The 24457-nt window shown below is 70.1% G+C and carries 21 protein-coding genes; 15 read left to right on the top strand and 6 right to left on the bottom strand.

What is annotated here, in order from left to right:
* Nucleotides 1–7: 7 nt before the first annotated feature.
* The gene (locus AB0E69_RS30515; protein ID WP_360153782.1) at nt 8–3262 is read left to right on the top strand and encodes an adenylate/guanylate cyclase domain-containing protein; all 3255 of its coding nucleotides are present in this window, start codon (nt 8–10) and stop codon (nt 3260–3262) included.
* On the opposite strand, the gene AB0E69_RS30520 is transcribed toward AB0E69_RS30515, so the two are convergent.
* The gene (locus tag AB0E69_RS30520) at nt 3173–3961 is read right to left on the bottom strand and encodes an SDR family NAD(P)-dependent oxidoreductase (RefSeq protein WP_360153785.1); all 789 of its coding nucleotides are present in this window, start codon (nt 3959–3961) and stop codon (nt 3173–3175) included. The two genes, AB0E69_RS30515 and AB0E69_RS30520, sit on opposite strands and share 90 nt — an antisense overlap.
* A 3-nt stretch (nt 3962–3964) precedes the next feature.
* Entirely contained in the window at nt 3965–4654 is a 690-nt protein-coding gene (locus AB0E69_RS30525; protein WP_360153788.1) for a TIGR03089 family protein, read from the bottom strand.
* A 67-nt stretch (nt 4655–4721) separates the two neighbouring features.
* On the opposite strand from AB0E69_RS30525, the gene AB0E69_RS30530 reads away from it, so the two are divergent.
* The 5 genes from AB0E69_RS30530 (at nt 4722) to AB0E69_RS30550 (ending at nt 9633) form a co-directional block, all read left to right on the top strand.
* Nucleotides 4722–4946 carry a twin-arginine translocase TatA/TatE family subunit gene (locus AB0E69_RS30530; protein ID WP_360153791.1) on the top strand — a complete coding sequence of 75 codons (225 nt, stop codon included), beginning with the start codon at nt 4722–4724 and terminating at the stop codon, nt 4944–4946.
* Nucleotides 4947–4992: 46 nt separating this feature from the next.
* On the top strand, nt 4993–6330 hold the full coding sequence (locus AB0E69_RS30535; protein ID WP_360153794.1) for a hemolysin family protein: 1338 nt from the start codon (nt 4993–4995) through the stop codon (nt 6328–6330).
* Nucleotides 6327–7388: a hemolysin family protein gene (locus AB0E69_RS30540; protein ID WP_360153797.1), complete on the top strand. Its 1062-nt coding sequence runs from the start codon at nt 6327–6329 to the stop codon at nt 7386–7388. Before AB0E69_RS30535 ends, AB0E69_RS30540 begins: the two co-directional genes overlap by 4 nt.
* A gap of 68 nt (nt 7389–7456) precedes the next feature.
* Complete coding sequence (locus AB0E69_RS30545) at nt 7457–8527, top strand: NAD(+)/NADH kinase (protein WP_360153800.1); 1071 nt, start codon at nt 7457–7459, stop codon at nt 8525–8527.
* 11 nt (nt 8528–8538) lie between these two features.
* Entirely contained in the window at nt 8539–9633 is a 1095-nt protein-coding gene (locus tag AB0E69_RS30550) for a mannose-1-phosphate guanylyltransferase (RefSeq protein WP_360153803.1), read from the top strand.
* Nucleotides 9634–10737: 1104 nt separating this feature from the next.
* On the opposite strand, the gene AB0E69_RS30555 is transcribed toward AB0E69_RS30550, so the two are convergent.
* From AB0E69_RS30555 to cofD, 3 genes are all read right to left on the bottom strand, one after another.
* A complete protein-coding gene (locus tag AB0E69_RS30555) occupies nt 10738–11415 on the bottom strand; it encodes a DUF3105 domain-containing protein (RefSeq protein WP_360153806.1) in 678 nt (225 codons plus the stop codon).
* A gap of 125 nt (nt 11416–11540) precedes the next feature.
* Nucleotides 11541–12515: a coenzyme F420-0:L-glutamate ligase gene (locus AB0E69_RS30560; RefSeq protein WP_360153809.1), complete on the bottom strand. Its 975-nt coding sequence runs from the start codon at nt 12513–12515 to the stop codon at nt 11541–11543.
* On the bottom strand, nt 12512–13489 hold the full coding sequence (cofD, locus tag AB0E69_RS30565; RefSeq protein WP_360153812.1) for a 2-phospho-L-lactate transferase: 978 nt from the start codon (nt 13487–13489) through the stop codon (nt 12512–12514). Before cofD ends, AB0E69_RS30560 begins: the two co-directional genes overlap by 4 nt.
* A gap of 116 nt (nt 13490–13605) precedes the next feature.
* Between cofD and AB0E69_RS30570 the strand changes: the two genes are divergently transcribed.
* The 4 genes from AB0E69_RS30570 to AB0E69_RS30585 all read left to right on the top strand — a co-directional run bounded on the left by AB0E69_RS30570 (nt 13606) and on the right by AB0E69_RS30585 (nt 19998).
* Complete coding sequence (locus AB0E69_RS30570) at nt 13606–14856, top strand: hypothetical protein (RefSeq protein ID WP_360153814.1); 1251 nt, start codon at nt 13606–13608, stop codon at nt 14854–14856.
* Nucleotides 14857–15161: 305 nt separating this feature from the next.
* Nucleotides 15162–15425, top strand: coding sequence for a WhiB family transcriptional regulator (locus tag AB0E69_RS30575; protein WP_130382502.1), 264 nt, complete (start codon nt 15162–15164; stop codon nt 15423–15425).
* 179 nt (nt 15426–15604) lie between these two features.
* Entirely contained in the window at nt 15605–18520 is a 2916-nt protein-coding gene (locus AB0E69_RS30580) for a glycosyltransferase family 2 protein (protein ID WP_360153818.1), read from the top strand.
* A complete protein-coding gene (locus AB0E69_RS30585; RefSeq protein WP_360153822.1) occupies nt 18517–19998 on the top strand; it encodes a DUF5719 family protein in 1482 nt (493 codons plus the stop codon). Before AB0E69_RS30580 ends, AB0E69_RS30585 begins: the two co-directional genes overlap by 4 nt.
* 27 nt (nt 19999–20025) lie before the next feature.
* On the opposite strand, the gene AB0E69_RS30590 is transcribed toward AB0E69_RS30585, so the two are convergent.
* Nucleotides 20026–20409: a DUF3499 domain-containing protein gene (locus AB0E69_RS30590; protein ID WP_360153825.1), complete on the bottom strand. Its 384-nt coding sequence runs from the start codon at nt 20407–20409 to the stop codon at nt 20026–20028.
* A 31-nt stretch (nt 20410–20440) separates the two neighbouring features.
* Here AB0E69_RS30590 and AB0E69_RS30595 point away from each other — a divergent pair, with 31 nt between their 5' ends.
* The 5 genes from AB0E69_RS30595 (at nt 20441) to AB0E69_RS30615 (ending at nt 24452) form a co-directional block, all read left to right on the top strand.
* Nucleotides 20441–20887, top strand: a complete 447-nt coding sequence (locus AB0E69_RS30595; RefSeq protein WP_360153828.1) for a metallopeptidase family protein — start codon at nt 20441–20443, stop codon at nt 20885–20887.
* A gap of 93 nt (nt 20888–20980) precedes the next feature.
* Nucleotides 20981–22069: a Gfo/Idh/MocA family oxidoreductase gene (locus AB0E69_RS30600; protein WP_360153831.1), complete on the top strand. Its 1089-nt coding sequence runs from the start codon at nt 20981–20983 to the stop codon at nt 22067–22069.
* Entirely contained in the window at nt 22062–22805 is a 744-nt protein-coding gene (locus AB0E69_RS30605) for a ThuA domain-containing protein (RefSeq protein WP_360153834.1), read from the top strand. Before AB0E69_RS30600 ends, AB0E69_RS30605 begins: the two co-directional genes overlap by 8 nt.
* A gap of 57 nt (nt 22806–22862) precedes the next feature.
* Nucleotides 22863–24248: a phosphomannomutase/phosphoglucomutase gene (locus AB0E69_RS30610; protein ID WP_360153837.1), complete on the top strand. Its 1386-nt coding sequence runs from the start codon at nt 22863–22865 to the stop codon at nt 24246–24248.
* A complete protein-coding gene (locus AB0E69_RS30615; protein WP_360153840.1) occupies nt 24249–24452 on the top strand; it encodes a Trm112 family protein in 204 nt (67 codons plus the stop codon).
* Nucleotides 24453–24457: the final 5 nt, after the last annotated feature.

The following is a 24457-nucleotide window of genomic DNA, read 5'->3' on the forward strand; positions in this document are numbered from 1 at the left end:
GCGCGCGATGGCTGAGGAACGCAAGGTCGTCTCCGTGCTGTTCTGCGACCTCGTCGGTTTCACCACCGCCTCGGAGTCGGCCGACCCGGAGGACGTGCGGCGGTGGCTCGCGCCGTACCACTCGACGCTGCGCACGACAGTCGAGCGGTACGGCGGAACCGTCGAGAAGTTCGCCGGGGACGCGATCCTGGCCGTGTTCGGCGCGCCACGGACCCGGGAGGACGACGCCGAACGCGCCGTCCGGGCCGGGCTCGCCGTACTGGACGCCGTGGCCGCGCTGCCGGACGGACCGCTCGAGGTGCGGATCGGGATCGACACCGGCGAGGCGCTGGTGTCGCTCGATGCCCGGCCCGAGCTGGGCGAACCGTTCGTCACCGGCATGGTGGTGAACCGGGCCGCCCGGCTGCAGACGACCGCGCCGGTCGGTGCGGTCGTGGTCGGGCCGGGCACGCACGCCGCGACCAATCTGGTGTTCGGGTACGAGGCGCTCGAGCCGGTCGCCGCGAAGGGCATCAGCGAGCCGGTGCAACGCTGGCGGGCCGGGCCGCCGCGGGCGCGCTTCGGCGCGGACGTCATCCGTGACCTCACGACCTCGATGGTCGGCCGGCAGCGCGACCTCGCCCTGCTGACCACGACCTTCGAGCGGGCGGTCGCCGAGCGCACGCCGCAGTTCGTCACGCTGCTCGGCGAGCCCGGGATCGGCAAGTCCCGGCTGGTGGCCGAGTTCGGCGCCTGGCTGGACGACCACGAAGAGCTGGTCACCTGGCGCGAAGGCCGCTGCCTGCCGTACGGCGAGACGCCGTACGGGCCGATCGCGGAGCTCTTCAAGACGCAGGCCGGGATCCTCGACAGCGATCCGCCCGACCAGGCGGCCGCCAAGCTGGACGCGATCCTGCCCGACGGAGCGGACCGGGCCTGGTTGCGGGCCCGCGTGGGAGCGCTGGTCGGTGCCGATGCGGTCAGCGAGCCTGGTTCGGTGACTCAGGAAGAGTCGTTCGCGGCGTGGCGGCAGCTGCTGGAGTCCTTCGCAGTGGGCGGACCCGCGGTGATCGTGCTGGAGGACCTGCACTGGGCGCCGGATCCGTTGCTGGCGTTCGTCTCCCACCTCGCCGAGTGGACGACTGACCTGCCGTTGGTCGTCGTCGTCACCAGCCGGCCCGAGCTGTTGCAACGCGGCCCGGGGTGGATGCGCGGCTCGCAGAACTCCCTGACCATCGGCCTGTCCCGGCTGACCGAGGACGAGACCGCAGTACTGCTCCGCACCCGGCTGGCCGGTCAGACGATCCCGGACGAGACCCTGCGTCGCTTGGTGACCCGCGCGGATGGCAACCCGCTGTACGCCGAGGAGCTGGCCCGGATGATGGCCGACTGCGGTCCGGAGCGGGCGGCCTCCGACGAGCTGCCCGCGGGGATCGCCGCGATCATCGCGGCCCGGCTGGACACGCTGCCGCCCGATCGCAAGGCACTGCTCGCCGACGCTGCGGTCATCGGCCGGGTGTTCTGGGCCGAGGCCGTCGCCGAGATGACCGGCCGGGAGCTAGGCGAGGTGGTCAACGCCCTGCAGGAGCTGGCCCGCAAGGAGCTGGTGCGCCCGGTCCGGCAGTCGGCGCTGCTCGGCCAGCACGAGTACACCTTCTGGCACGCGCTGACACGGGACGTTGCCTACGGCCAGGTACCGCGGTCCGCCCGCGCAGCCGGGCACCTCGCGGCGGCCGACTGGCTGGAGCTGCGCTGCGCCGCCTGCCAGGCCGAGACCCCGGCGATGATTGCGCACCACCTCAGCACCGCACTGGACCTGGCGTCCGCGGCGCACGACACGCAGGCTGTCACAGCGATCGCACCCCGAGCCCGTCAGTACCAGCTGATGGCGGCGGAGCAGGCGATGAACCTGGACACCGGACAAGCGACCGCATTGCTGGACCGTGCGCTCGAGCTCACGCCGGTCGGTGACCCGGAGCGGCCGGCTGTGCTGTCACGCTGGGGATGGGCCGCGTTCCTGGCCGGGCGGCTCGCCGACGCGGAGTCGGCGTACCGGGAGGCTGCCGCCGGCTTCGAGGCCAACGGCGACGTCCGTGGGCTCGCCCGCGTCCTGCGCGCGTCGACGTACGCGATGAGCAACATGGCCGAGAGCCTGGCGACGATCGACCGCGCGGTCGCCATGCTCGAGGAGCTCGGGCCGAGCGAGGACCTGGTCCAGCTGCTGTCCGGCCGGGCCAGCATCCTGCTGACCGCGAGCCGCCGGGACGATGCGATCGAGGCCGGCGACCGCGCGCTCCGGATGGCGGCCGAGCACGGGTGGCCGGTACCGCACCGGGCGCTGGAGTCCCGCGGGCTCGGCCGGGTCGGTCTGGGCGACACCGGCGGCCTGGTCGACATCAAGGAGGCGCTGTCCGCGCTGATCGACCTGGGCAGCGGGCGGGACGCCGCGGTCGTGTGGCTCAACTACGGCTGGGTGCTCTGGCAGATCGAGGGCCCGGTGATCGCCGCCGCGGAGCTGGCTACCGCCCGCGAGTTCGCCCTGCGCCGACGGCTCGTGGAGCTGGAGCAGCAGATCGGCTGCACGATGATGCAGATGCTGATCGAGTCAGGACGGCCGCAGGAAGCGGTCGCGGCATGCCTCGCGCGCCTCGCCGATCCCGGTCCGGCGTTCACCGTCCTGCGGCGTATCGAGGTCCTGTCGGCGCTCGCCGCGGTGGAGGTCGAGATCGGCCGGGAGTACGCCGAGGAGGCCTATGCGCTCGCGGTCGAAGCCGGATGGCCGGACCTGATCGCGGTCGCCGCGTCGCCGGCGGCCACGATCCGGGCCCGTGACGACGACCACGACGGGGTGCTGGAGATCCTGCAGCTGCTGCGTTCGTTGCCGGATCTCCCGGGCAGCCTCGAGTTCGAGGCCCGCTTGCCGTCCTTTGTCCGGGCCGCGCTGGCCGTCGGTGAACCCGAGATGGCCGCGGCTCTGGCCGGCCTGCTCGATCCGGTGCTCCCGCAGCGCGAGTACGCGAGTGTCACCGCTGAGGCCCTGCTTGCGGAGTACCGGGGTGAGTCGGCGGCCGCGGCGGCCGGATTCACCCAGGCCGCCGCGGACTGGGGTGCCTTCGGCAACAAGCTCGAGCAGGCCCATGCCCTGCTGGGGGTCTGGCGCACCACCGGCGACGAGACGGCGCTGACCGCGGCCCTAGACCTCGGGATAGTCCTTTCGGAACGGTCCCGACGGCGTCAGGTCGACGGCGCCGGGGCCGGTCAGGACGCCGCCCTCGACGGGTAGCGTGTGGCCGGTGATCCAGGAGGCGTCGTCGGAGGCCAGGAAGGCAACCGCGGCGGCGATGTCCTCCGGTTCGCCGATCCGGCCGAGCGGGTACATCTTCGCGAACCGCTCCAGGGTGCCCGGCTGATTGTCCCAGTTCGGGGTCCGAATGGTGCCGGGGGCAACGATATTGAAGCGGACGCCGAGGTTGCCGTAGCGGGCCGCGTAGTTGACCGTCAGAGCGATCTGACCGGCCTTGGCAGCGGAGTACTCGAGGTTGCCGAAAGCGGCGAGGCCGTTCACCGAGCTGATCGTGACGACGTTGCCGCGGGACTTCACCAGGTGCGGCAGCGAGGCCTGGATGCAGCGCGACGCACCGACCAGGGTCAGGTCCAGCTGCGCGTGCCATTCCTCCGACGTCACGTCCTCGGGCACGGTCGTGACGATGCAGCCACCGGCGTTGTTGACCAGGACGTCGAGCCGGCCGAACCGCTCGACGGTCGCGGCGACCGCCGCGTCGACGTCCTCGCGGCTGGTCACATCCATGGTGATCGGCAGGGCCCGGTCGCCAAGCTCTGTCGCAAGCTCGGCGAGCTTGTCTTCCTGCAGGTCGGTCAGCACCACGGCCGCGCCCTCGGCGGCCAGCCGCCGCGCGACCCCCGCTCCGATGCCCTGAGCCGCCGCCGTCACCAGCGCGACCCGTCCCTCGAACCTCTGCACGCGTTACCCCTCCAGACCCTGGATAACCCTGTCGACCTTCTCGTCCGCCACCCGGCGCTCCAGCTTGGCCGGATCCAGGTTGCGGCAGAGCACGATCGAACCACCTCCGGACATCACCCCGGTCAGCAGTCTCACCCCGTCCCGATCGGTCAGGGTCCGGGTGACGAGGATGCGGTCGGTGACCGCGTCCGCCTGGTTGATCAGGTCCGCGTGGGTGAGCTCGTCGTACGCCGGTGACTCGGCCGTCGGCGGGTCGAACGGGACGAAGACGTCCGGGTGGTTGTAGACCTCGGCGCCGTAGTCCTGGATGCCGTCCGGCAACGGCTCGCGGAACCGACCCCCGAGCGGCAGCAGCGCCGACGCTACGGTCTCCCGCTCGCCGCGGATCGCGAAGTCCGGTCCGGTGATCGCCAGCGCACCGGTCCCGCTGGTCAGCGAGGCGCCGACCGACCACGCGGACAGCGCCCAGACCACGCCCAGCCAGTGCGGCGGGAGGCCGATCGCGACCGTCTCGCCGGCCTCCAGGTCGTACTCGTCGACGAGCAGGTTGGCGGTCTTGGCGACCCAGTTGGCGGTGGTGACCGCGCTCAGCTCGATCCGCTCGCTGCTGGCGTCGTCGTAGTACGTCAGGAACGGGGCGCCGCCGTCGCGGCGGACCGCGGCCGCGAAGAGCTCGGGCAGGACTCGTGACATATGGCCCACCCTACGGTTCGGCGGCCGACGTACCGTAGGTGGGGAATCACCGGAGAGAAGGCGTGTCATGGTGTCACTGCTCGCGCTGCCCGAAGGCGGCGAATGGATTGTCATCCTGGTCATCGTGGTCCTGCTGTTCGGCGCGAAGAAGCTGCCCGAGCTGACCAAGAACGCGGCCAAGGCGGTGAACGAGTTCAACAAGGCTCGCAACCACGAGGACGACGAGAAACCCGCCGAGGTGACCCGGCCGGCCACCGATACCCCGCCGCCCGGGCCGACGAACGCGACCTAGCCACCCCGCGGTGCTCCGGGGCCCCGAGTTCTCATAAGGTCGGGGCATGCTGATCCTGGCCGGCCTGGCGCTGATCCTGGTGCTGACCGTTGCCACCGGCTACTTCGTGTCGCAGGAGTTCGCGTACGTCGCGGTCGACCGGAGCCGGCTGGAGACGCTGGCCGAGGGTGGTGACGCGGCCGCCGCGCGGGCGCTGAAAGTGACCGGACGACTCTCCTTCGTGCTCTCCGGCGCGCAGGTCGGGATCACGATCACTGCGCTGCTGGCCGGGTACTTCGCCGAGCCGTACCTCGGAGCGGGGCTGGAGCACCTGCTCGGTGCGGCCGGTGTACCGTCCGCGGTCTCGCTGTCCGTGTCGGTGATCCTGGCGTTGCTGCTGGCAACGATCATCCAGATGGTGCTGGGCGAGCTGGCGCCGAAGAACCTGGCGATCGCGCGCTCCGAGGCGCTCGCGCTGCGGCTGTCCCGGTCGACCCTCGTGTACCTGACCGTGGCCGGGCCGCTGATCCGGGTGTTCGACTCCGCCTCGAACCGGATCCTGCGCCGGGTCGGGATCGAGCCGGTCGAGGAGCTGCCGCAGGGCGCGACGCCGCAGGAGCTGGACCGGATCATCGTCGAGTCGTACGAGCAGGGGCTGCTGGACGAGGACACGATGCGGCTGCTGGACCGCGGCCTCGACTTCCGCGGCCGGACCGCGGGCGAGGCGATGGTGCCGCGGGTCGACGTGGTCACGATGCACCGGGACGAGCCGCTGACCCGAGTGGTCGAGCTGCAGGACTCGGGGCACAGCCGCTTCCCGGTGATCGGCGAGTCGGTCGACGAGGTGGTCGGCGTCGTCGCAATCGGTGACGTGGTCGAGATCGAACCGGCCGACCGGGCCCGGATCTCGGTCGGCTCGCTGGCGTCGCAGCCGGTCGCCGTCCCGACCACGCTGCCGCTGCCCGCGGTGCTCGAGCGGCTGCGGGTGGCGCGTCGGCAGCTGGCGATTGTGATCGACGAGTACGGCGGGTTCGCCGGGATCGTGACGCTGGAGGACATCGCCGAAGAGCTGGTCGGGGAGATCCGGGACGAGGACGACCTGCCGGAGACCGGGCTGGTCCAAGGCGGCGACGGGTCGTGGGTGGTTCCGGCCAGGTGGCGGATGGACGAGGTCGAGGAGGCCACGGGCGTCACGCTGCCGGAGAGCGACGACTATGAGACGGTGTCCGGCCTGGTGATGGCTCTGCTGGGCCGGATCCCGGTGGTGGGCGACGAGGTGGTGGTCGAGCTGCCGCACCGGATTGACCACGACGGTCGGCCGCTGCCGGTGGAGCAGGTCCGGCTGACGGTGCAGCGGATCGAGCGCCGGGTGCCGGACTTGGTTGTCATGGAGCTGCTGGCATGAGTACCTCGCTGGCTTTGGTCATCTCCGTGGTGCTGCTGGCGCTGAACGGGTTCTTCGTCGCTGCCGAGTTCGCGCTGGTGGCGTCCAAGCGGCACCGGCTGGAGGAAGCGGCGGCTGGCGGGAGCATGTCGGCGCGGGCGGCGATCGCTGGGGTCAGCGAGCTGTCGGTGATGCTGGCGGGTGCGCAGCTCGGGGTGACACTGTGCACGCTGGGTCTGGGCTCGCTGAGCGAACCTGCTGTGGCGCACTTGCTACACCCCTTGTTCCACCTGCTGCATGTGCCTGCTGGCGTTGGTGAAGTCATCGCACTGGTCATCGGGGTCGGCGGGATCGGTCTGTTGCATGTCCTGCTCGGGGAGATGGCGCCGAAGTCGTGGGCGATCAGCGACCCGGAGCGGGCGGCGCTGACGCTGGCCCTGCCGTTCCGTGGGTTCACGTACGTGTTCCGGCCGCTGCTGCTCGTGCTGAACTGGCTCGCGAACCTCTGTGTGCGCCTGATCGGGGTGACTCCGCAGAACGAGATCGCGAACGCCCATGGGCCGGAGGAGCTGCGGCTGCTGATCTCCTCCTCGCGTGCGCACGGCACGTTGGAGGCGCCGGAGCACGACCTGCTGACGGCGATGCTCGCGCTGCAGAACACCACGGTCGGCCAGGTGATGACACCGCTGGCTTCGGTGTCCACCGTCGCGTCGACTGCGTCGGCCCGTGAGGTCGAGCGCACCAGCCGCCGCGAGGGGCACTCCCGGCTGGCGGTGTGCGCCGGTACGACGATCTGCGGCATCGTGCACGTCCGCGACGCGGCTCGGGCGACCACGAATGGTGAGGCTTCGCTGCTCGCGTCGGATCTGATGACGCCGCCGCTGCGGCTGGCCGAGACCACGCCGGTGGCGACGGCGATCCGGACCATGAAGGACCAGCGTTCGCAGCTCGCGGTGGTCTGTGGCGGCGACGACACGATCGGTGTGGTCGCGCTGGAGGATCTGCTGGAGGAGGTGATCGGTGAGTTCGACGACGAGACCGACCCGATCGTCAGCGCTTCGCGGGATGGTTACCGTTAGGGCGTCAGCGTTGTCTGTGGCGTTGTTCTGTGTCGTCTCGTTGTTCTGCGTCGTCTGAGGAGGTTGCCGTGCCGATCAGCCGGCTGGGGCTTGTCGTTCACCAGGGCCGTCCGGTGGCGGTGCAGACCGCCGAGACCGTCCGCAAGTGGGCGGAGGAGCACCACATCGGCTGCACCGATATCGACGTCTGGAAGGACCACAAGGAGCGGCGCAGCGGGACCGACGAGCTGCACCACGCCGGTGATCCGGACCTCGTCGTCACGCTCGGTGGGGACGGGACGTTCTTGCGTGGTGCGCGGATCGCGGCGAAGAACAACGCGGCTGTGCTCGGGGTCGACCTGGGCAAGGTCGGATTCCTGACGGAGGTGGCGTGCCGGGACGTGGAGGCCGCGCTGGAAGCGGTACACCATGGCGGAGCGACGTACGAGGAACGGATGACGCTGACGATGCGCGCGTCCCGCCCGCTGGAGATCCCGGCGGGGATCGAGTCGCTGCTGCGGTACGGGCACGGTCCGGCGCTGCCGCCGCCTCCGGTACGGCACGAGACCGTCGAGGGCGCCGGGTGGGGGCTGGCGCTCGATGTGACCGCGCTGAACGACGTGGTGGTGGAGAAGCTGGCGCGGGACCATCAGGTGGCGCTCGGGGTCTACCTCTCCGGCCGGCTGCTGGCGTCGTACTCCGCTGACGCGGTGATCGTGGCGACGCCGACCGGATCCACGGCGTACAGCTTTGCCGCTGGTGGGCCGATCCTGTCGCCGAACATGGAGGCGATCGTGTTCACGCCGGTGGCACCGCACATGACCTTCAATCGCACGGTCGTTGCGGCCCCGGACGAGCCGATCGCGCTGCGCGTCCTGCCGCACTCCGGGCAGGCCGCGGTGAGCATCGACGGCCAGCTGCGCGGCGTACTGGACCCGGGGGACTGGATCGGGGTCTACGGCTCCCAGCGCCCGCTCCGGCTCGTCCGGCTCCAACCAACGGACTTCTACGGCCGGCTGAGGGACCGCTTCCGCCTCACCGACGCCCCCGCGACCGGGGTCGACGGCCAGTCCGAGCTGTTCTGGCAGCCGGCCGACTCACCGGTGCCGCCGGACCTGCAACACCTCCGGATTCCGCCCCCGCCTGGTAACGACCGGTAGGGTCTCTCCTCATGCGAAACGTGGTGATCCTGGCCGGAGGTTCCGGGACGCGGTTGTGGCCGATGTCGCGGGACGACAGGCCCAAGCAGGTGCTGCCGCTGGCAGCCGGGCAGTCGTTGCTGCGGGTGGCGTACAACCGCCTGCGCGGCCTGGTCGAGCCGGAGAACATCTACGTGTGCACGGTCGGCGCGTACACCGACGTCGTACGCAAGGAACTGCCTGAGCTCGGCGAACACAACATCATCGGCGAACCGGCCCGTCGGGACACCGCGAACGCCGTCGGCCTGGCGTCGGCTGTCGTCGCGCGCAACGACCCGGACGCTGTCGTCGCGTTTGTCGGCTCCGATCACCTGATCAGCCCGGAGGACGAGTTCCGTACGGCGATCTCGCAGGGCTTCGAGGTGGTGGAGGCGCGGCCGCAGTCGCTGGTCACCTTCGGCATCGAGCCGACGCACCCGCACACCGGCCTCGGCTACATCGAGCGCGGAGCCGCGCTGGCAGGCTTCGAGGCCTTCGTCGTGGACCGCTTCCGCGAGAAGCCCGACCGGGCGACGGCCGAGGAGTACCTCGCCACCGGGCGGTTCTGGTGGAACTCGGGGATGTTCGTCTGGCGGGCTTCCACGGTCCTGAACGTGCTGGACACGCTGCTGCCGGAGTCAGCCGCCCAGCTGCGCCAGGTGGCGTCCGTCTGGGACACACCCGAACGCGACACGGTCCTCGCCGACATCTACCCCGGCCTCCGCAAGATCAGCGTCGACTACGCGGTCATGGAACCAGCCTCCCAGGGCAAGGTCGACGCCGACGTGGTCGTCGTCCCCATGCCCGTCCACTGGCTCGACGTCGGCTCCTGGGCCGCCCTCGCCGACACCTACACCGCCGACCCCAACGGCAACCGCACCGACAGCATCACCCTCAGCTGCCTCCTGGACTCCCACAACAACATCATCGTCACCGACGACCCCAACCACCTGGTCGCCGCGGTAGGTCTCCAAAGCCACATCATCGTCCACACCCAAGACGTAACAATGGTCTGCCCCCTCTCCGACGGAGAACGAGTAAAAGACCTAGTAGCCCAAGTCCAATCCGACCACTCCAACTACATCTGACCCACGTCCTCCCCACGCGTGCTACGCGACCACTCTGTCGTCGCAAGCTCCTCCGACGCGGCCGCTCCACCCGCTCCCACCCATCCCCCGGCTTACCGCCGGCGTGCTGCCAGCTAGCGCTGGCGTGTTGCGGGCTGCCGCCCGCGGGTGACTACTTCGGGCCGGTGTCCGTGGGTGACTGGCTGGTGGTGATGGGTGGACGTGGTTCGGCCCCACGCGGTGCTACGCAGCCGCACTCGTCGCTCCGCTCCTCGCCACGTCTGCTACGCGCCGCTCCCACCCACCCACCGGCTTAGCGCCGTCCTGCTGCCCAGCTAGCGCTGGCTTGTTGCGGGCTGCCGCCCGCGTGTGACTACCTCGGGGTGGCGTCCGCGGGGTAACGGGCTGGTGGTGAGTGGCGGAAGTGGTTCAATCCGGCGTGGTGCTGATCCCGCGGGGCCGAGCGGACCCTGCACCGGCACCTGGTTGTTGACTCCGAAAGCGTCTGTTGCCGGGAGCAGATCTCCGGAACAAAAAAGCCACATAGCGGCATAAAAGTTCCGCAGATCGCCGGTGCCATCGTTGGTCGACCCCACGCAGCTCGTCAGCGTGGAGACCCCGCCACGGTCGACTGCCGGCGCGCCCTGCGCGAGGTCCTGACGATACGATCCGCCCGCGTCCACCGCCTGGCCGCGCGTTCGGTACGTAATCACCGGCCGCACAACTGACGGGCCGACGCGCACACGGCCCCACCACCAGTCCGATGCCCGCGGACGCCAGCCCCAGGAGTAGTCACCAGCGGGCCGCAAGAAGCCAGCGCTAGCTGGGAAAAGTCGGCGCCAAGCCGGAGGGTAGGTGGGAGTGGCGCCGGGCCTGTGACGGAGGAGCCGCGCGTAGTACCGCGTGGGGCTACCACCTTCACCCGGCATCACGAGTCCGTTGCCCGCGGACGCCCGCCCCACAGCCGTCACCCGCGGGCGGCAGCCCGCAACTCGCCAGCGCTGGCTGGCAACAGCCGGCGGTAAGCCGGAGGGTGGGTGGGGGCGGGCGGAGTGGGCGCGTCGGAGGAGCTTGCGACGACAGAGCGACCGCGTAGCCCGCGTGGGATGACCGGCGTGGGGAGTGTTAGCCGCCGTTGGGTTCTTGGGAGTCGGTGGCTGGGTATTTTTGGATGAAGTTGGTGAGGGCTTCGCCGCTGACGGAGCCGCAGAACTGGCGGTGGCCGAGGGACTTGCCCTTGGCGTCGGCGGCGCTCCAGTGGGCGAAGGCGACGTTCTTGCCGTCGGGCCAGCCCTTGCCTTCGGACTGCTTGTAGGGGGCCGCGATGAACTTGTTGGCCGAGCCGTCGGGAAGCTTCGCCTTGGCGAGCTTCTCGATCTGGTCGATCTCCTTCTTCGGCAGGGTGTCGCGGTACCACAGGAGCGTGTAGCCGTGCTCCAGGTTGTGGACCAGGTTCTCCACCGGCGGCCGGTCGCTCATCGAGTAGAACTTCTTGTCGAAGGGGGCCCAGACGGCGTAGTGCGGGCCGGAGGACGGCGGCGAGACGGCGTACGCGATCTTCTCGCCGTCGGGGCGGTGGTCCTGGGTGCCGCCGCCGTCGTCGTTGGTCGGCGTGTCGCAGGACGCCGCGGAGGCGGCGACACCGAAGTCCGAGACGGCCTGGTTCTTGGCGCGCGAGTCCTGGATCAGCCGGATCGCCGGGTAGGCGATGATGGCCAGGCCGATCACGATGGACGCGATCACGATGAGCATCGTGCGGCGGCGGTCCGTCCGGGCCTGGTCCCGCTGCATCTTCTCGATCATCTCGCGACGGGACTGCTTCTGCGACGACGCTTTACCCACAGTGTTGGTCTTCCCGGCTCAGGGCGGCCACCGCGCCGCCGTGCGGGAGCAGTGTACGAGGCCAGCCTAAGAAGTTGCCTAGAAAACTACTGCGACCGTGAGCCGAACGTGACCGTCGCCTCGTTCCCCGGCCCGGTCCGCACCGTCACGCCGTACCCCTCGGCGTGCAGCAGTACGGCGAGCTTCTCGGCGATCACGCCCACGGCGACCGGCTCGTCGCCGAACACCGTGACGGTGTGGTCGCCCACCTCGAGGTGCACGTCATCGACCTCGTCCAGCAGCCCGGCCCACACCGCCGGATCCACCTCGCGCACACCACCAGGAGCAGAGCGCGCCAGGACGGCGGCCCGCGCCGCCTCCCGCGTCCCCAGGCTGAACATGTCCTGCTCCGCGTCCCGCACCAGCGCCCGTGCACCCGGCCCGTGCTCGCCAGCCGGCAGTACGACGTCCTCCAGCCCGCGCAGAACCGCCACTGGTACGCCGTCCGCCTTGCCCTTGACCAGCTCGCTCGCGCTGGCGATCTCGTCCGCCAGCGCGGGCTCAGTCACCGCCAGCACGTTGCCGTGGCTGTCCGTCGTACCGCGCAGGTCCTCGACGACCCGCACCCCGGCAGCACCGATCGCCAGGTCGGTCTGACCGTTGCGCCAGGGCCGCCCCAATGTGTCCGTAATCACGACACCGACATTGACGTCGTACCGCTCCTTGAGACCGGTGCGCAGGACCCGAGCCGACTCGTCCGGGTCCACCGGCAGCAACAGGACCGTGCCAGGCGCCGTGTTGGACGTGTCGGTACCAGCGGCCGCCATCACCAGTCCGTGCCGCGTCTGGACGATCCGCGTCTCGCCGCGCTGGGCCACCACGCGCACCAGCTCGGCGTCGATCGCCTCCTGTCGCGTGCCGTGGGTCAATCGCCCCTCGGCCTTGCTGACGATCTTGGAGGTCACGGAGACGATGTCGCCGTCGCGCAGGTCCGCTCCGTCGCCCACCAGCGCGACCAGGTCGTCCCCTGTCGCCACCTCGGGCAGTCCGGTCACCGGGACGATCTCCAGGTGCTTCCTCATCGCCGTACGGCCTCCGCGAGGTTCAGCGCCGCGTTGGCCATCGCGGCGGTCAGGGTGTCGTCGTTCATCCACAACGGCACCGCCTGGACGTGAATTCCGGCGCCCGCGATCGAGTCCGCCTGCATCGCGTCGGACGTGTCGATCAGCCAGCCGTCCAGTACGCCGCCGGACGTCCGGGAGCCGTAGTACCGGGCCACGGCCGACGCAGTGGACGCCACACCGACCGTGGCGAGCACCTTGTCGGCCATGCCGCGCACCGGACCGCTGCCGATGATCGGTGAGAGCCCGATGACCGGTGCGGCCGTTTCCCGGACCGCCTCCCGGATCCCTGGTACGCCGAGGATCGTGTTGACCGAGACCACCGGGTTGGACGGTGGCACGATCAGTACGTCGCAGTCGGCGATCGCCTCGAGTACGCCGGGCGCCGGCTTGGCCTTGTCCTGACCGACGGCGACGATCTGGTGCGCCGGGATCTCCGCGTGGTACCGCACCCAGTACTCCTGGAAGTGGATCGCCTTGCGCCGCCCGGGCTGCTCCGGGTCGTCCACCACCACGTGCGTCTCGATCCGGTCGTCGCTCATCGGCAGGAGCCGCACCGGCAGCTTCCAGCGCGTGCAGAGCGCCTCGGTCACCGCGGTGAGGGTGTAGCCCGCGTCGAGCATCTGCGTGCGTACCAGGTGCGTCGCGATGTCCCGGTCGCCCAGGCCGAACCAGGTGGGCTCGACGCCGTACTCCGCGAGCTCCTCCTTGATCACCCAGGTCTCGTCCTCACGGCCCCACTTGCGTTCCTGGGAGATGCCCCCACCCAGCGTGTACATCACCGTGTCCAGGTCGGGACAGACCCGCAGGCCGAACAGGGTGATGTCGTCAGCGGTGTTCCCCACCACGGTGATCTCGGCGTCCGGGCGGGCCGCCAGCAGCCCGCGTAGGAAGGTGGAACCGCCGATGCCACCGGCCAGCACTGTCAATCGCATGGGAAGAGTCTGCACGAGTCGTCAATGCGCCGGACCACCGCACGACTATGCTGCGGTGGGTCCGAACCATCCGCACAGCTCAGTTGTACGGCCCCCCAACATCCGAGGAGCCCCTCGTGGTCACCGACGCAACCAAGAAGCTCAGAGAGCCGGTCGCGTACATCCTGCTCGCCTTCGTCGCCCTGTTCACGCTGGCGTCGCTGATCCGGCTGTTCGCCGGCGGTGCCGGCTTCGCTGCCGCCGCAGGCAACGTGCAAGGTTTCATCGTCCCGCCGGGCCTCAGCGCGCTGGTCGTGCTGTTCGCGCTGGTCGCCGCGGTGTGGCTGGTGAACGAAGGGGAACGGACCCCCAACGCACGGACCGTCGCACTGGCGGCGCTCGCCATGACCGGTTTCATCATCCTGCTCGGCCTCGTCACGGCGTTCGCCGGCTTCAGCGAGACCAGCACCGCCGGCCTGAAGGTGGTCGGCTTCGTCTACGCGCTCAGCGGCCTGGTGCTGTACGGCGCTGCCGGTTTCTACATCTTCAAGACCTTCCAGTCGCTGCCCGCGCCGGTGCGGGTGCCGAAGCCGGGTCAGTTCGCCCCGCAGCAGGGCCAGGGCCAGTTCGGCGGCCAGCAGCAGGGGCAGTACGGCCAGAGCCCGCCGTACGGCCAGCCGGGCTACGGCCAGCAGCCCCAGCAGGGGCAGTTCGGCGGCCAGTACGACCAGGGCCAGGGCCAGTACGGCGGGTACGCCGGAGCGGCCGGCGCCGGTGCCGCAGGTGCTGCCGGTGGGTACGCCGCTGCGCAGGGGGAGCAGCAGCAGTGGCCGCAGGAGCAGAGCTGGAACCAGGGTGAGCAGCACAACTGGTCTGCCGGCGAGGCCGAATCCGGCGCCCAGCACCAGGCCGGTCAGCACGGGGCCGGCGAGCAGGCGTGGACCGCTGAGGGCCAGGGCACCGAGCCGACGCAGGCGTGGAGCTCAGAAGGCCAGCCGCAGCAGTGGAGCCAGGACCAGGGCCAGCAGTGGCCGCAGGAGCAGCAGTGGGGCTCTGGTGACGCCGCTCAGCAGCAGTGGGGTCAGGACTACGGCCAGCAGCCGCAGCACGGTCAGCCGGAGTGGCCCGCCCAGCCGGAGCACGCTGCACCGGAGGAAGGCTCGCACGAGCCGCCGGCAGAGGCCCCGCAGGCCCAGACCTGGCAGCAGGAGCAGGCCTGGCCGGCCGAGGAGACCCCCGCTGCCGAGACGCCCGCACAGCCGGAGCACGCGGCGACCGAGCCTGCCGACGAGACCCGGATCGACCCGCAGGCGACGGACGCCACCAAGGGCGACGAGAACCCGCAGCAGGGCGGAAATCAGCAGGGTTGGTGGTCCCAGCCTTCCTGACCGGGCAGCAAGCCCTTACCGAAGGTGCGGCAAAAGAGCAATCGGGATCGAGTTTGATCCTGGGGTACACACCGCGAGAGGCCTGTGGCTGCAGGCCTCTCGTTCTTTTGCGGGCATGTTGCGGATGATCCCAATAGCAGAGCACGGCTTGACTTTCGTGGATTGCAGGAATGTAATTTCAACCGTGTCGTTCGTTGGACACTCGGTATCGGGGACCGTTGCAGAGCGCAGGACGGACGAGGTCAGGCATGTGGACCGCAAACCCACATGTACAGGGGAACGAACAGGGTCGAGGAGGTCGTACCGTGACAGAGCTGATGGCGATTGTCGACGGTGAGGCGATCGAGGAGGAGCCGAACTGGCAGGAACGGGCGCTGTGCGCCCAGACCGATCCAGAGGCGTTCTTCCCGGAGAAGGGCGGATCCACCCGCGAGGCCAAGAAGGTGTGCCTCGGCTGTGACGTGCGAGGCGAGTGCCTGGAGTACGCACTGCAGAACGACGAACGCTTCGGGATCTGGGGCGGACTGTCGGAGCGGGAGCGCCGCAAGCTGAAGAAAAAGGCCGTCTGACGGTCTGCAGCCGGTAGTACCCAGCACAACTTCATCAGGACTTTCCGCGAGGCCCCGGGACGCACAGTCACCGGGGCCCGCGGCTTTCCGGAGGCTCCTTGACCCGCTGTATGGTGAGTCCTCGCCGGGACCTGCGGTCGCGGTGACCGTCCGCACGCATCGAGGTGTCACAGCTCCGCATGGAACAAGAAGCCCCGGCCGGGTGGGAGTTCTTCGACTCCGTCGACTTCCCGACCGACCACACCGACGATCCGATGGGTCGTCCGCGGGTCCGGCACGTCGTCACCGCGGTCGTGGTCGGCCACGAGGGCGCGGCCTGGCTGCCCCGGCTGTCCGAGGCGTTGTGGGCGCTCAACCCGCGTCCGGACCGGCTGATCGCGGTCGACACCGGGTCCACCGACGAGACCGCTGAGCTGCTGGCCGCGATGCCGGGTGTCGAACCCGTCGTCAGCGTGTCCGCGCGGACCGGTTTCGGGATGGCGGTCGCCCGCGGTCTCGAGACGCACGGTTTCGCGCCGATCCCGAGCCCCTACGGCCCGTACGGCGACGACGGCAACATGCCCGTGGTGGAGTGGCTGTGGCTGCTGCACGACGACTGTGCGCCGGCCCCGAAGGCGCTGGAGAAATTGTTGCTCCAGGCCACTATGTCGCCGGGGACCGGCGTCTGGGGACCGAAGGTGCGGCTCTGGCCGCGGGACCGCGAGCTGCTCGAGGTCGGCGTCACCACGTCGCTCGGCGGCCGCCGCGACACCGGCATCGAGATCGGCGAGCTCGACCAGGGCCAGCACGACCAGCCGCGGAACGTGCTGGCGGTCAGCTCGGCCGGCATGCTGGTCCGCCGCGACGTCTGGGAGGCGCTGCACGGGTTCGACCCGCGGCTGCCGATGTTCCGCGACGACATCGACTTCGGCTGGCGGGCCAGCCGGGCCGGGTTCCAGGTCGGCGTTGCACCCGATGCGGTCGTCTACCACGCACAGGCCGCAGCGACCGGCGAGCGGGCGCTGGCCGGCACCAGACGGCACGCGTACCAACTGGACCGCGCCCACGCGTACTACACGGTTCTGGCGAACGCACCGGGCAAGCTGCTGCCGCTGCTGATGCTGCGGTTCCTGCTCGGCACCTTCATGCGCTCGGCCTGGTTCCTGATCGGCAAGACGCCGTCCGGTGCGGTCGACGAGTGGACCGCTCTGCTCGGCACGTTGCTGGCCGGTGGCTGGACGCAAGCCCGCAAGAACCGCCGCAGTCTCGACCAGGTCCCGTACGACGACATCAAGGGCCTGTTCTCCCGGTCCGTGCACGCCCTGCGGCACAACCTGGAGGAAACCACCAGCACGATCTCGGAGCGGATCCGTGAAGCCTGGGCGGACGAGCCGGAGGAGCAGGTCGTCACGACTGCCCGTCGGGCGAAGTCCACCGCTCGCGTGGCCGCGGACCAGCCCCGCTGGCGTCGTCAGCTGATCCGTCGCCCGTTCCTGATCGCCTGGGTCGTGCTGGCGATCAGTGCGGTCGTGGCAGCGCGTGACCTGATCGGTGGCGGCGTACTGCGGTCCAACCTGCTGCTGCCGGCACACGAGACGATCTCTGCGCTCTGGCATGCGGCTGCATCGGCTCCGCCCGGTGCCACGCCGCCTGCCTGGTTGGCGCAGTTCTGGGCGTTCTCCACGGTGTCGTTCGGGCCGAGCGGTGCCACGAACTTGCTGCTGCTCGGTGCGGTTCCGCTGGCAGGCCTGGCTGCGTGGGCGTTGCTGCGAGCCTTTGTCGTCGACCGCGTGGCGCGTGCCTGGGGTGCATCGGCGTACGGGCTGGCCGTGTTCACCAACGGCGCGATCTCGCAGGGACGGCTCGGGACGTGCGTGGCGGCGATTGTGCTGCCGCTGCTCGGTGCTGCGCTGCACACCGTGGCCAGGCGGCGTCGCGTGATCATCCAGGGCAGCTGGCGGGCCGCGTGGTTCGCCGGCATCTGTCAGGCCGTGCTGTTCGCGTTCACTCCAGCGCTTGGCCTGCTGATCAGCGTCATCCTGGTGTTCGGTGCGGTCCTGGGGCTCGGCTGGCGCCGGCAAGGTCGCCAGCTCGTGTTCTCCGTCGTTCTCGGCCTGCTGCTCGTGCTGCCGTGGACGATCGAGCTGGTGAAGCACCCGTCGCGGCTGGGCCAGGAGGCAGGCGGTCCGCCGACCGCTGCGGTCGGTCCGGGCGACAGCCTGCAGCACCTGCTGACCGGTACTCCGATTGGCGCGCCGACGCCCTGGTGGCTCGCCGTACCGCTGATCGTGGTGGCGCTGGTCGCTCTGATGCGGCCGACGCGGCAGCGGTACGAGATGCTCGGTTGGTTCGCCGCACTGGCCGGCCTGGCTGCGACGCTCGTCGCCAGCAGGCTCGGCGGCGGTAGCGGTCCGTTGATGTTCCTCATGACAGCCGGCTGGATCGTGGCCGTGACGGTGGCCTGGGACTCGGTCGGCAAATCCACTGAGATCATCGTGCAGGGCGTGCTCGGCGTGGTGCTGCTGACCACGATCGTCACGGCCGGCTTCTGGCTGGTGCGGGGCACGGACGGTCCGCTGTGGCGCGGCCCCGCTCAGGACCTTCCGGCGTACCTCGTGTCCTCGCAGGACCCACCGGAGAACCAGTCGATCCTCGTGGTCCGCAAGGCGCCTGGTGGCGAGATGCGCTTCGCCCTCGTGAAGGACGGCGGCCCACGGATGGGTTCGCTCGAGGCTGCGCCCTCGGCGGCCCAGACCAAGCCAATCACCGATGTCCTGTCGACCCTCGGTGGCGGCGGCAGCGGCGAGGAAGGCCGTCAGCTCGCCGGGCTCGCGATCGACTACATCTACCTGCCCGGTCCGGTCGACCCGAGCCTGCAGTCCACGCTGGACTCACTGCCCGGCTTGACCCGGGCCAGCGCGAACGACGGCGACGCATCCTGGCTGGTGGACCGCTCGAAGATCACCGGCAAGACGCCACTGCAGGACCAGACCCACACGGTCTGGCGGGTCCTCGGCATCATCGGCTGGCTGATCGCCCTGATCTTCTGCCTGCCGACCGTTCGCCGGACCGTCGCCGTCCCGCACGGCACCCACGCGAGGAGGGACCCCCGGTGACCCGCTTGCTGTCGGACGCCCGCGTCCGGCTCGGAGTCGTCGTGCTCGCGATGGCTGCGATCGCCGGCCTCGGCGTGGTCACCCACCCGAAGAAGCCCGTTACGGACACCCAGCAAGCCTCGGCCGAGCCCCAGCGGACGGTCGTGAACCGTACGGCGCTGGCCTGCCCGGCGCTCGCTCCGGGCGGCAAGATGACCAGCCTGGTCAGCGCGGTCTCGCCGACGCTGCCCGAAGGTACCCCGACCGCGACCGGCACCGACCAGCCGCTGTCGATCGCACCGCTACCGGCCACGTCCGACCCAGTCGGGTCCGTGCTGGTCCGTGGCAAGGTCGCGACCACCGCTGCGGCGGTCAAGCCGGAGCCGCTGTCCATCAAGGGCACCGGACCGCTCGCCGCAGGCACGGTCGCTACGAGCACGACGACCGCCACTGACGGAGTGAACAAGGGCATGGCCAGCGTGCCGTGCCAGGTCCCCGGGTCGGACTTCTGGTTCGTCGGCGCGTCCGGTGCGAGCGACCGACGCGACGTACTGGTGCTGACCAACCTCGACAGCATCAACGCCGAGGTGAACGTCAGCGTGTACGCGCGGACCGGTCCGCAGGACCTGCCTGCGGCCAGGGGCCTCGTCGTACCCGCACGCGGGTCGACCGAGGTGTACCTGCGGCTGGTCGCACCGAATCTCCGGGACATCGCGCTGCACGTGGAGTCGACCGGGGGCCGCGTGTCCGCCGCCGTCCGCTCCAACGCGACCAACGGCAGCCAGCCGGCCGGTGTGGACTGGCTGAACACCTCTGCCGCACCTGGGACCAAGGTGTTCGTGCCTGGTGTGGCGCCCGGTAAGGGGCTGCGGGTCCTGGCGATCGCCAACCCGACCGATCTGCAGGCGACCGCGAGCCTGACCGTGAACGGCCCGAACGGACCGTTCAAGCCGGCTGGTCTGGAGACCGTGCAGATCGCCGCGGGCTCGGTGAAGACGGTCATGCTCGACCAGGTGTTGCAGGGCGACCCCAGTGGGATCACGGTGTCGTCCGACCAGCCGGTGACCGCGTCGATGCGGATGACGGACGCGGCCCGCACCGAGTTCGCGTCGATCGGGTCTACCGATCCGCTGACGGGTCCGGCGTACCTGGTCATTCCCGCGCACGTGCAACCGGCGTTGCTGCAGGTGACCGCACCGGGCAAGCAGGCGAGCGTGAAGTTCGAGCTGCGGGACGCGGCCGGTCGGCCGTTGCAGACGCAGAACCTCGACGTCGTCAACGGCGGTACGACGAAGATCGCGTTCAAGCCGCAGCCGCGGGCCACCTACCTGATGGTCCAGCAGACGCGGGGGACCGTCGTGGCCGGCGTGACGCTGATGCCGGCCGAGAAGCCCAAGGACAGCGACACGCCGCAGGCGGCTGCGTGGCCGCTGAACACGTCGCTCGTGTTCCGGGCCCAGCTGGGCGCGCAGCCGGACGTCAGCGCCGCCCTGCGGTAGGCATTGAGGTAGGCACTGCGGTCGGGCTCAGCCCTCGGACGAGTTGGCGCCGGGGTCCTGCAGCATGCGCAGGTGCCGGCGGCGAGCGATCTCGACCGGAGCGCCCGGGGTGCCTGGTGCGTTCGAGCGCGGCGGGAGCGGCCGGGCGGCTTCGCGGACCGCGTTCGCCAGCGCTTCCAGGTCGTCCGAGGACGGACCGGCGGCCGCGGGGTCCGGAGCGAGCCGGATGACCTCCCAGCCGTTCGGTGCGGTCAGCCGGTCGGCGTGGTCGGCGCACAGGTCGTAGCAGTGCGGTTCGGCGTACGTCGCGAGCGGGCCGAGGACGCAGGTGGAGTCCGCGTACACGTAGGTGAGCGTCGAGACGGCCGGCTTCTGGCATCCGGCGCGCGAACAGATCCTGGCGATGCTCACGGCCAGACGTTACCCCCACTAGGCTGAGCGCGTGACCGAGGCTCGCCGTCATCGCAGGCACATCGACCGCCACGGCCGCGGCATGCTCGGCCCGATCAGCCGGCCGAGCAAGTTCGCGCCGCGCGGTCTGCCACTGCAACGGTCCGGCGCGGCGCAGTTCGACGAGGTGGTCGCGATCGAGGTGACCCGGCTGGAGAAGCGGCTGCCGCAGGTGGTCGCGCGGGTCGAGTTCGCCATCGAGGACGTGCCGAACCTGGAGCTCGACGCGACCGAGATCCCGCTCACCCACGCCACCGGCGGCACCTCGCACGAGCCGTACCGGATCGTCGTCTTCCGGCGGCCGATCGAGCTCCGCGCCGAGCGGTCCGGCAACAGCCTGTCCTGGCTGGTCCGCTCCGCCCTGGTCCTGGAGCTGGCCGATGTGCTCGCGCTGTCGCCCGAGCAGATCGACCCGGACTTCGACACCGACGAGGACTGACCGGGGGCGCTGACCCCGTTCGCGTTCGATCCTGTTCCGTAGTGTGGAAAGCTGATTGTGTCCAACGTTGTCAGCGGGAGAGGATCGTGGACTGTGAACGATCAAAAACTGCGCGTCGGTGTCGTCGGCCTCGGCTTCGCGGGGCGTACCGCCCTGGAGGCGTTCTCTGAGTTGCCGGACGTCGAGGTGATCGCGCTGGCCGGGCTGGAGAAGGACACCCTGACCAGCTTGGGCGAGAAGCACGGCGTACCGCACCTGTACGAGCGCTGGGAGGACCTGCTCGAGACGCCCGGCCTGGAAGCGGTCAGCATCGGTACGCCGACACAGCTGCACGCCCCGATCGCGCTGAAGGCGCTGGAGCAGGGCCTGCACGTGCTGTCGGAGAAGCCGCTGGCCAGGACCGTGGCCGAGGGCACCGCGATGGTGGAGGCGTCGAAGCAGGCGGGCCGGGTGCTCAAAGTCGTCTTCAACCACCGCGAGCGCGGCGACGTCGCGGCGCTGAAGCACCAGATCGACGAGGGTCAGCTGGGCCGGATCTACTACGCGAAGGCGCACTGGATGCGCCGCAACGGCATCCCGGGCATGGGCGGCTGGTTCACCAACCGCGAGCTCTCCGGTGGCGGTCCGCTGATCGACCTCGGTGTCCACATCCTCGACCTGGCGCTGCACCTGCTCGGCGAGCCGCAGGTCACCACGGTCTCGGCGAGCACGTTCGCCGAGCTCGGTCCGCGCGGCAAGGGCAGCTCCAGCAGCGTGGACCGGCCGACCGTCGACACGCTCGGCTCGAAGTTCGAGGTCGAGGACCTGGCGACGGCGTACCTGCGGTTGCAGGGTGGCGGCGCGCTGCAGCTGGAGACCAGTTGGGCGACGTACCGCGCACCGGGTGACAACTTCGGCATCGAGCTGTTCGGTACCGACGGCGGCGCCAAGATCGAGGTGCAGAACTACACCACCGAGGACACGTTGCGGATCTTCACCGACGTGGCCGGTGTCCCGGCCGAGGTGAAGCCGGCCACCGGCGCGGGGCTCGGCCACCGCGGGGTGGTCCGCGAGTTCGTCCGGATCGTCCGGTCCGGCGAGTGGGAAGGACAGAACGGGTCCGAGGCGCTGCTCCGGACCGAGGTCATCGACGCTTGCTACGCGTCCGCGAAGGCGGGCCGAGAGGTGGTACTCCATGACTGACCCCATCCGCATCACCGTCTGGGGCGAGAACGTCCACGAGAGCCGGGACGAGTCCGTCCGCAAGCTGTACCCGGACACCATGCACGGCACCATCGCGGCCGCGGTGCGGGACAAGCTCGGTGCGGACGTGGTCGTCCGTACGGCGACGCTGCAGGAGCCGGAGCACGGTCTGACCGAGGAGGTCCTCGCCGACACCGACGTACTCACCTGGTGGGGGCACGCCGCGCACGGTGACGTCGACGACGCGATCGTCGACCGCGTGCAGCAGCACGTACTGTCCGGCATGGGCCTGATCGCGCTGCACTCCGCGCACTTCAGCAAGATCTTCATCCGGCTGATGGGCACCACCTGCTCGCTCGACTGGCGCGCCGAGAACGACCGCGAGCTGATCTGGACGGTCGCGGCCGGTCACCCGATCGCGCAGGGCATCCCGCACCCGCTGGTGATCGAGCGCGAGGAGATGTACGGCGAGCTGTTCGACATCCCGCAGCCGGACGAACTGGTCTTCGTCAGCTCCTTCAGCGGCGGCGAGGTCTTCCGCTCCGGCTGCTGCTACCGCCGCGGCCAGGGCCGGGTCTTCTACTTCCGACCCGGCGACCAGGAGTTCCCGACGTACCACCAGCCCGAGGTCCAGCAGATCATCGCCAACGCGGCCCGCTGGGCGGCTCCCGTGGTACCCCGCCAGCTCCCGACGGTCCACCACCGCAAGGACCTGAACTGGTTCGAGAAGGCCTGAATACAGCTTTCCCGGCCTCAAATACAGCTTTTGGTGTGGGCCGGATAGGGTCCACGCATGGCTGATGTTGCGGCGATCTTCAAGGCGTACGACGTGCGGGGGGTCGTCCCGGACCAGTTGGACGAGTCGGTGGCTCGCGCGACGGGCGCTGCATTCGTCGAGGTCCTGGACGTCCTCTCCGGTCCGGGGGCGGTCGTGGTCGGGTACGACATGCGCCCGTCCAGCCCGGCGCTGGCCGCTGCCTTCGCCGAGGGCGTGACCAGCACCGGTGCGGACGTGATCGACATCGGTCTGGCGTCCACCGACCAGCTGTACTTCGCCTCCGGCCGGCTCGACCTGCCCGGTGCAATGTTCACCGCCAGCCACAACCCGGCGAAGTACAACGGCATCAAGCTGTGCCGGGCCGGCGCCGCGCCGGTCGGCTCGGACTCCGGTCTGCGCGACATCGCCGACCTGGTCGCCAAGGCCCTCACCGACGTGCCGGTGTCCGGCTCCGCGAGCGGTCACGTGACCCACAAGGACCTCCTGACTGCGTACGCCGACCACCTGCACGACCTGGTCGACCTGAGCGGCATCCGCCCGCTCACGGTGGTCGTCGACGCCGGCAACGGCATGGGCGGCCACACGGTCCCGGCCGTCTTCGCCGACGGCCCGGTCACGATCATCCCGATGTACTTCGAGCTCGACGGGAACTTCCCGAACCACGAGGCCAACCCGCTCGACCCGAAGAACCTGGTCGACCTGCAGGCCAAGGTCCGCGAGACCGGTGCCGACCTCGGCCTCGCCTTCGACGGCGACGCCGACCGCTGCTTCGTGATCGACGAGCAGGGCGACCCGATCTCGCCGAGCGCGATCACCGGCGCGGTCGCCGTCCGCGAGCTCGCCAAGCATCCCGGCTCGACCGTCCTGCACAACCTGATCACCTCCAAGGCCGTGCCGGAGCTGATCGCCGAGCACGGCGGCACGCCGGTGCGGACCAGGGTCGGGCACTCCAACATCAAGCAGAAGATGGCCGAGACCGACGCGGTCTTCGGCGGCGAGCACTCCGCGCACTACTACTTCCGCGACTTCTGGCGGGCCGACACCGGCATGCTGGCCGCGCTGCACGTGCTGGCCGCGCTGGGTGAGCAGGACAAGCCCGCCAGCGAGCTGTTCGCCGACTACGAGCGGTACGTCGCGTCCGGCGAGCTGAACAACACGGTCGCCGATCAGGCCGCCACGGTCGCCGCGATCGAGGACACTTACGCTGGCGTCGACGGGATCAGCGTCGACCACCTGGACGGTCTGACCGTCTCGGCGGGACAGTGGTGGTTCAACGTGCGCGCGTCGAACACCGAGCCGCTGCTGCGGCTGAACGTCGAGGCCGCGGACCGGCCGACCATGGAACGTGTCCGCGACGAAGTACTGGCCCTGATCACCGGTGCACCGGTGGAGGAGAACTGAATGGCAGTCAATCTGGACCCGGACCTGCTGAGCATCCTGGTCTGTCCCAAGTGCCGGTCGGAGTTCCGCGTGGACGACGAGGCGAACGAGCTGGTCTGCACCAACGCCGGCTGCGCGCTGGCGTACCCGGTGCGTGACGACATCCCGGTGCTGCTGATCGACGAGGCCCGGGACACGAGGGAACCGGCCGGGTCAGAGAGCTGACGGAG

It is taken from the genome of Kribbella sp. NPDC026611 (assembly GCF_040638345.1).
GTDB lineage: Bacteria > Actinomycetota > Actinomycetes > Propionibacteriales > Kribbellaceae > Kribbella.

What these genes read in the sequence shown, in the direction of transcription:
- AB0E69_RS30515 (WP_360153782.1), top strand. Translation starts at nt 8, where the DNA reads ATGGCTGAGGAACGCAAGGTCGTCTCCGTGCTGTTCTGCGACCTCGTC.
- AB0E69_RS30525 (WP_360153788.1), bottom strand. Translation starts at nt 4,654, where the DNA reads ATGTCACGAGTCCTGCCCGAGCTCTTCGCGGCCGCGGTCCGCCGCGAC.
- AB0E69_RS30530 (WP_360153791.1), top strand. Translation starts at nt 4,722, where the DNA reads ATGGTGTCACTGCTCGCGCTGCCCGAAGGCGGCGAATGGATTGTCATC.
- AB0E69_RS30535 (WP_360153794.1), top strand. Translation starts at nt 4,993, where the DNA reads ATGCTGATCCTGGCCGGCCTGGCGCTGATCCTGGTGCTGACCGTTGCC.
- AB0E69_RS30540 (WP_360153797.1), top strand. Translation starts at nt 6,327, where the DNA reads ATGAGTACCTCGCTGGCTTTGGTCATCTCCGTGGTGCTGCTGGCGCTG.
- AB0E69_RS30550 (WP_360153803.1), top strand. Translation starts at nt 8,539, where the DNA reads ATGCGAAACGTGGTGATCCTGGCCGGAGGTTCCGGGACGCGGTTGTGG.
- AB0E69_RS30555 (WP_360153806.1), bottom strand. Translation starts at nt 11,415, where the DNA reads ATGATCGAGAAGATGCAGCGGGACCAGGCCCGGACGGACCGCCGCCGC.
- AB0E69_RS30560 (WP_360153809.1), bottom strand. Translation starts at nt 12,515, where the DNA reads ATGAGGAAGCACCTGGAGATCGTCCCGGTGACCGGACTGCCCGAGGTG.
- cofD (WP_360153812.1), bottom strand. Translation starts at nt 13,489, where the DNA reads ATGCGATTGACAGTGCTGGCCGGTGGCATCGGCGGTTCCACCTTCCTA.
- AB0E69_RS30580 (WP_360153818.1), top strand. Translation starts at nt 15,605, where the DNA reads ATGGAACAAGAAGCCCCGGCCGGGTGGGAGTTCTTCGACTCCGTCGAC.
- AB0E69_RS30605 (WP_360153834.1), top strand. Translation starts at nt 22,062, where the DNA reads ATGACTGACCCCATCCGCATCACCGTCTGGGGCGAGAACGTCCACGAG.
- AB0E69_RS30610 (WP_360153837.1), top strand. Translation starts at nt 22,863, where the DNA reads ATGGCTGATGTTGCGGCGATCTTCAAGGCGTACGACGTGCGGGGGGTC.
- AB0E69_RS30615 (WP_360153840.1), top strand. Translation starts at nt 24,249, where the DNA reads ATGGCAGTCAATCTGGACCCGGACCTGCTGAGCATCCTGGTCTGTCCC.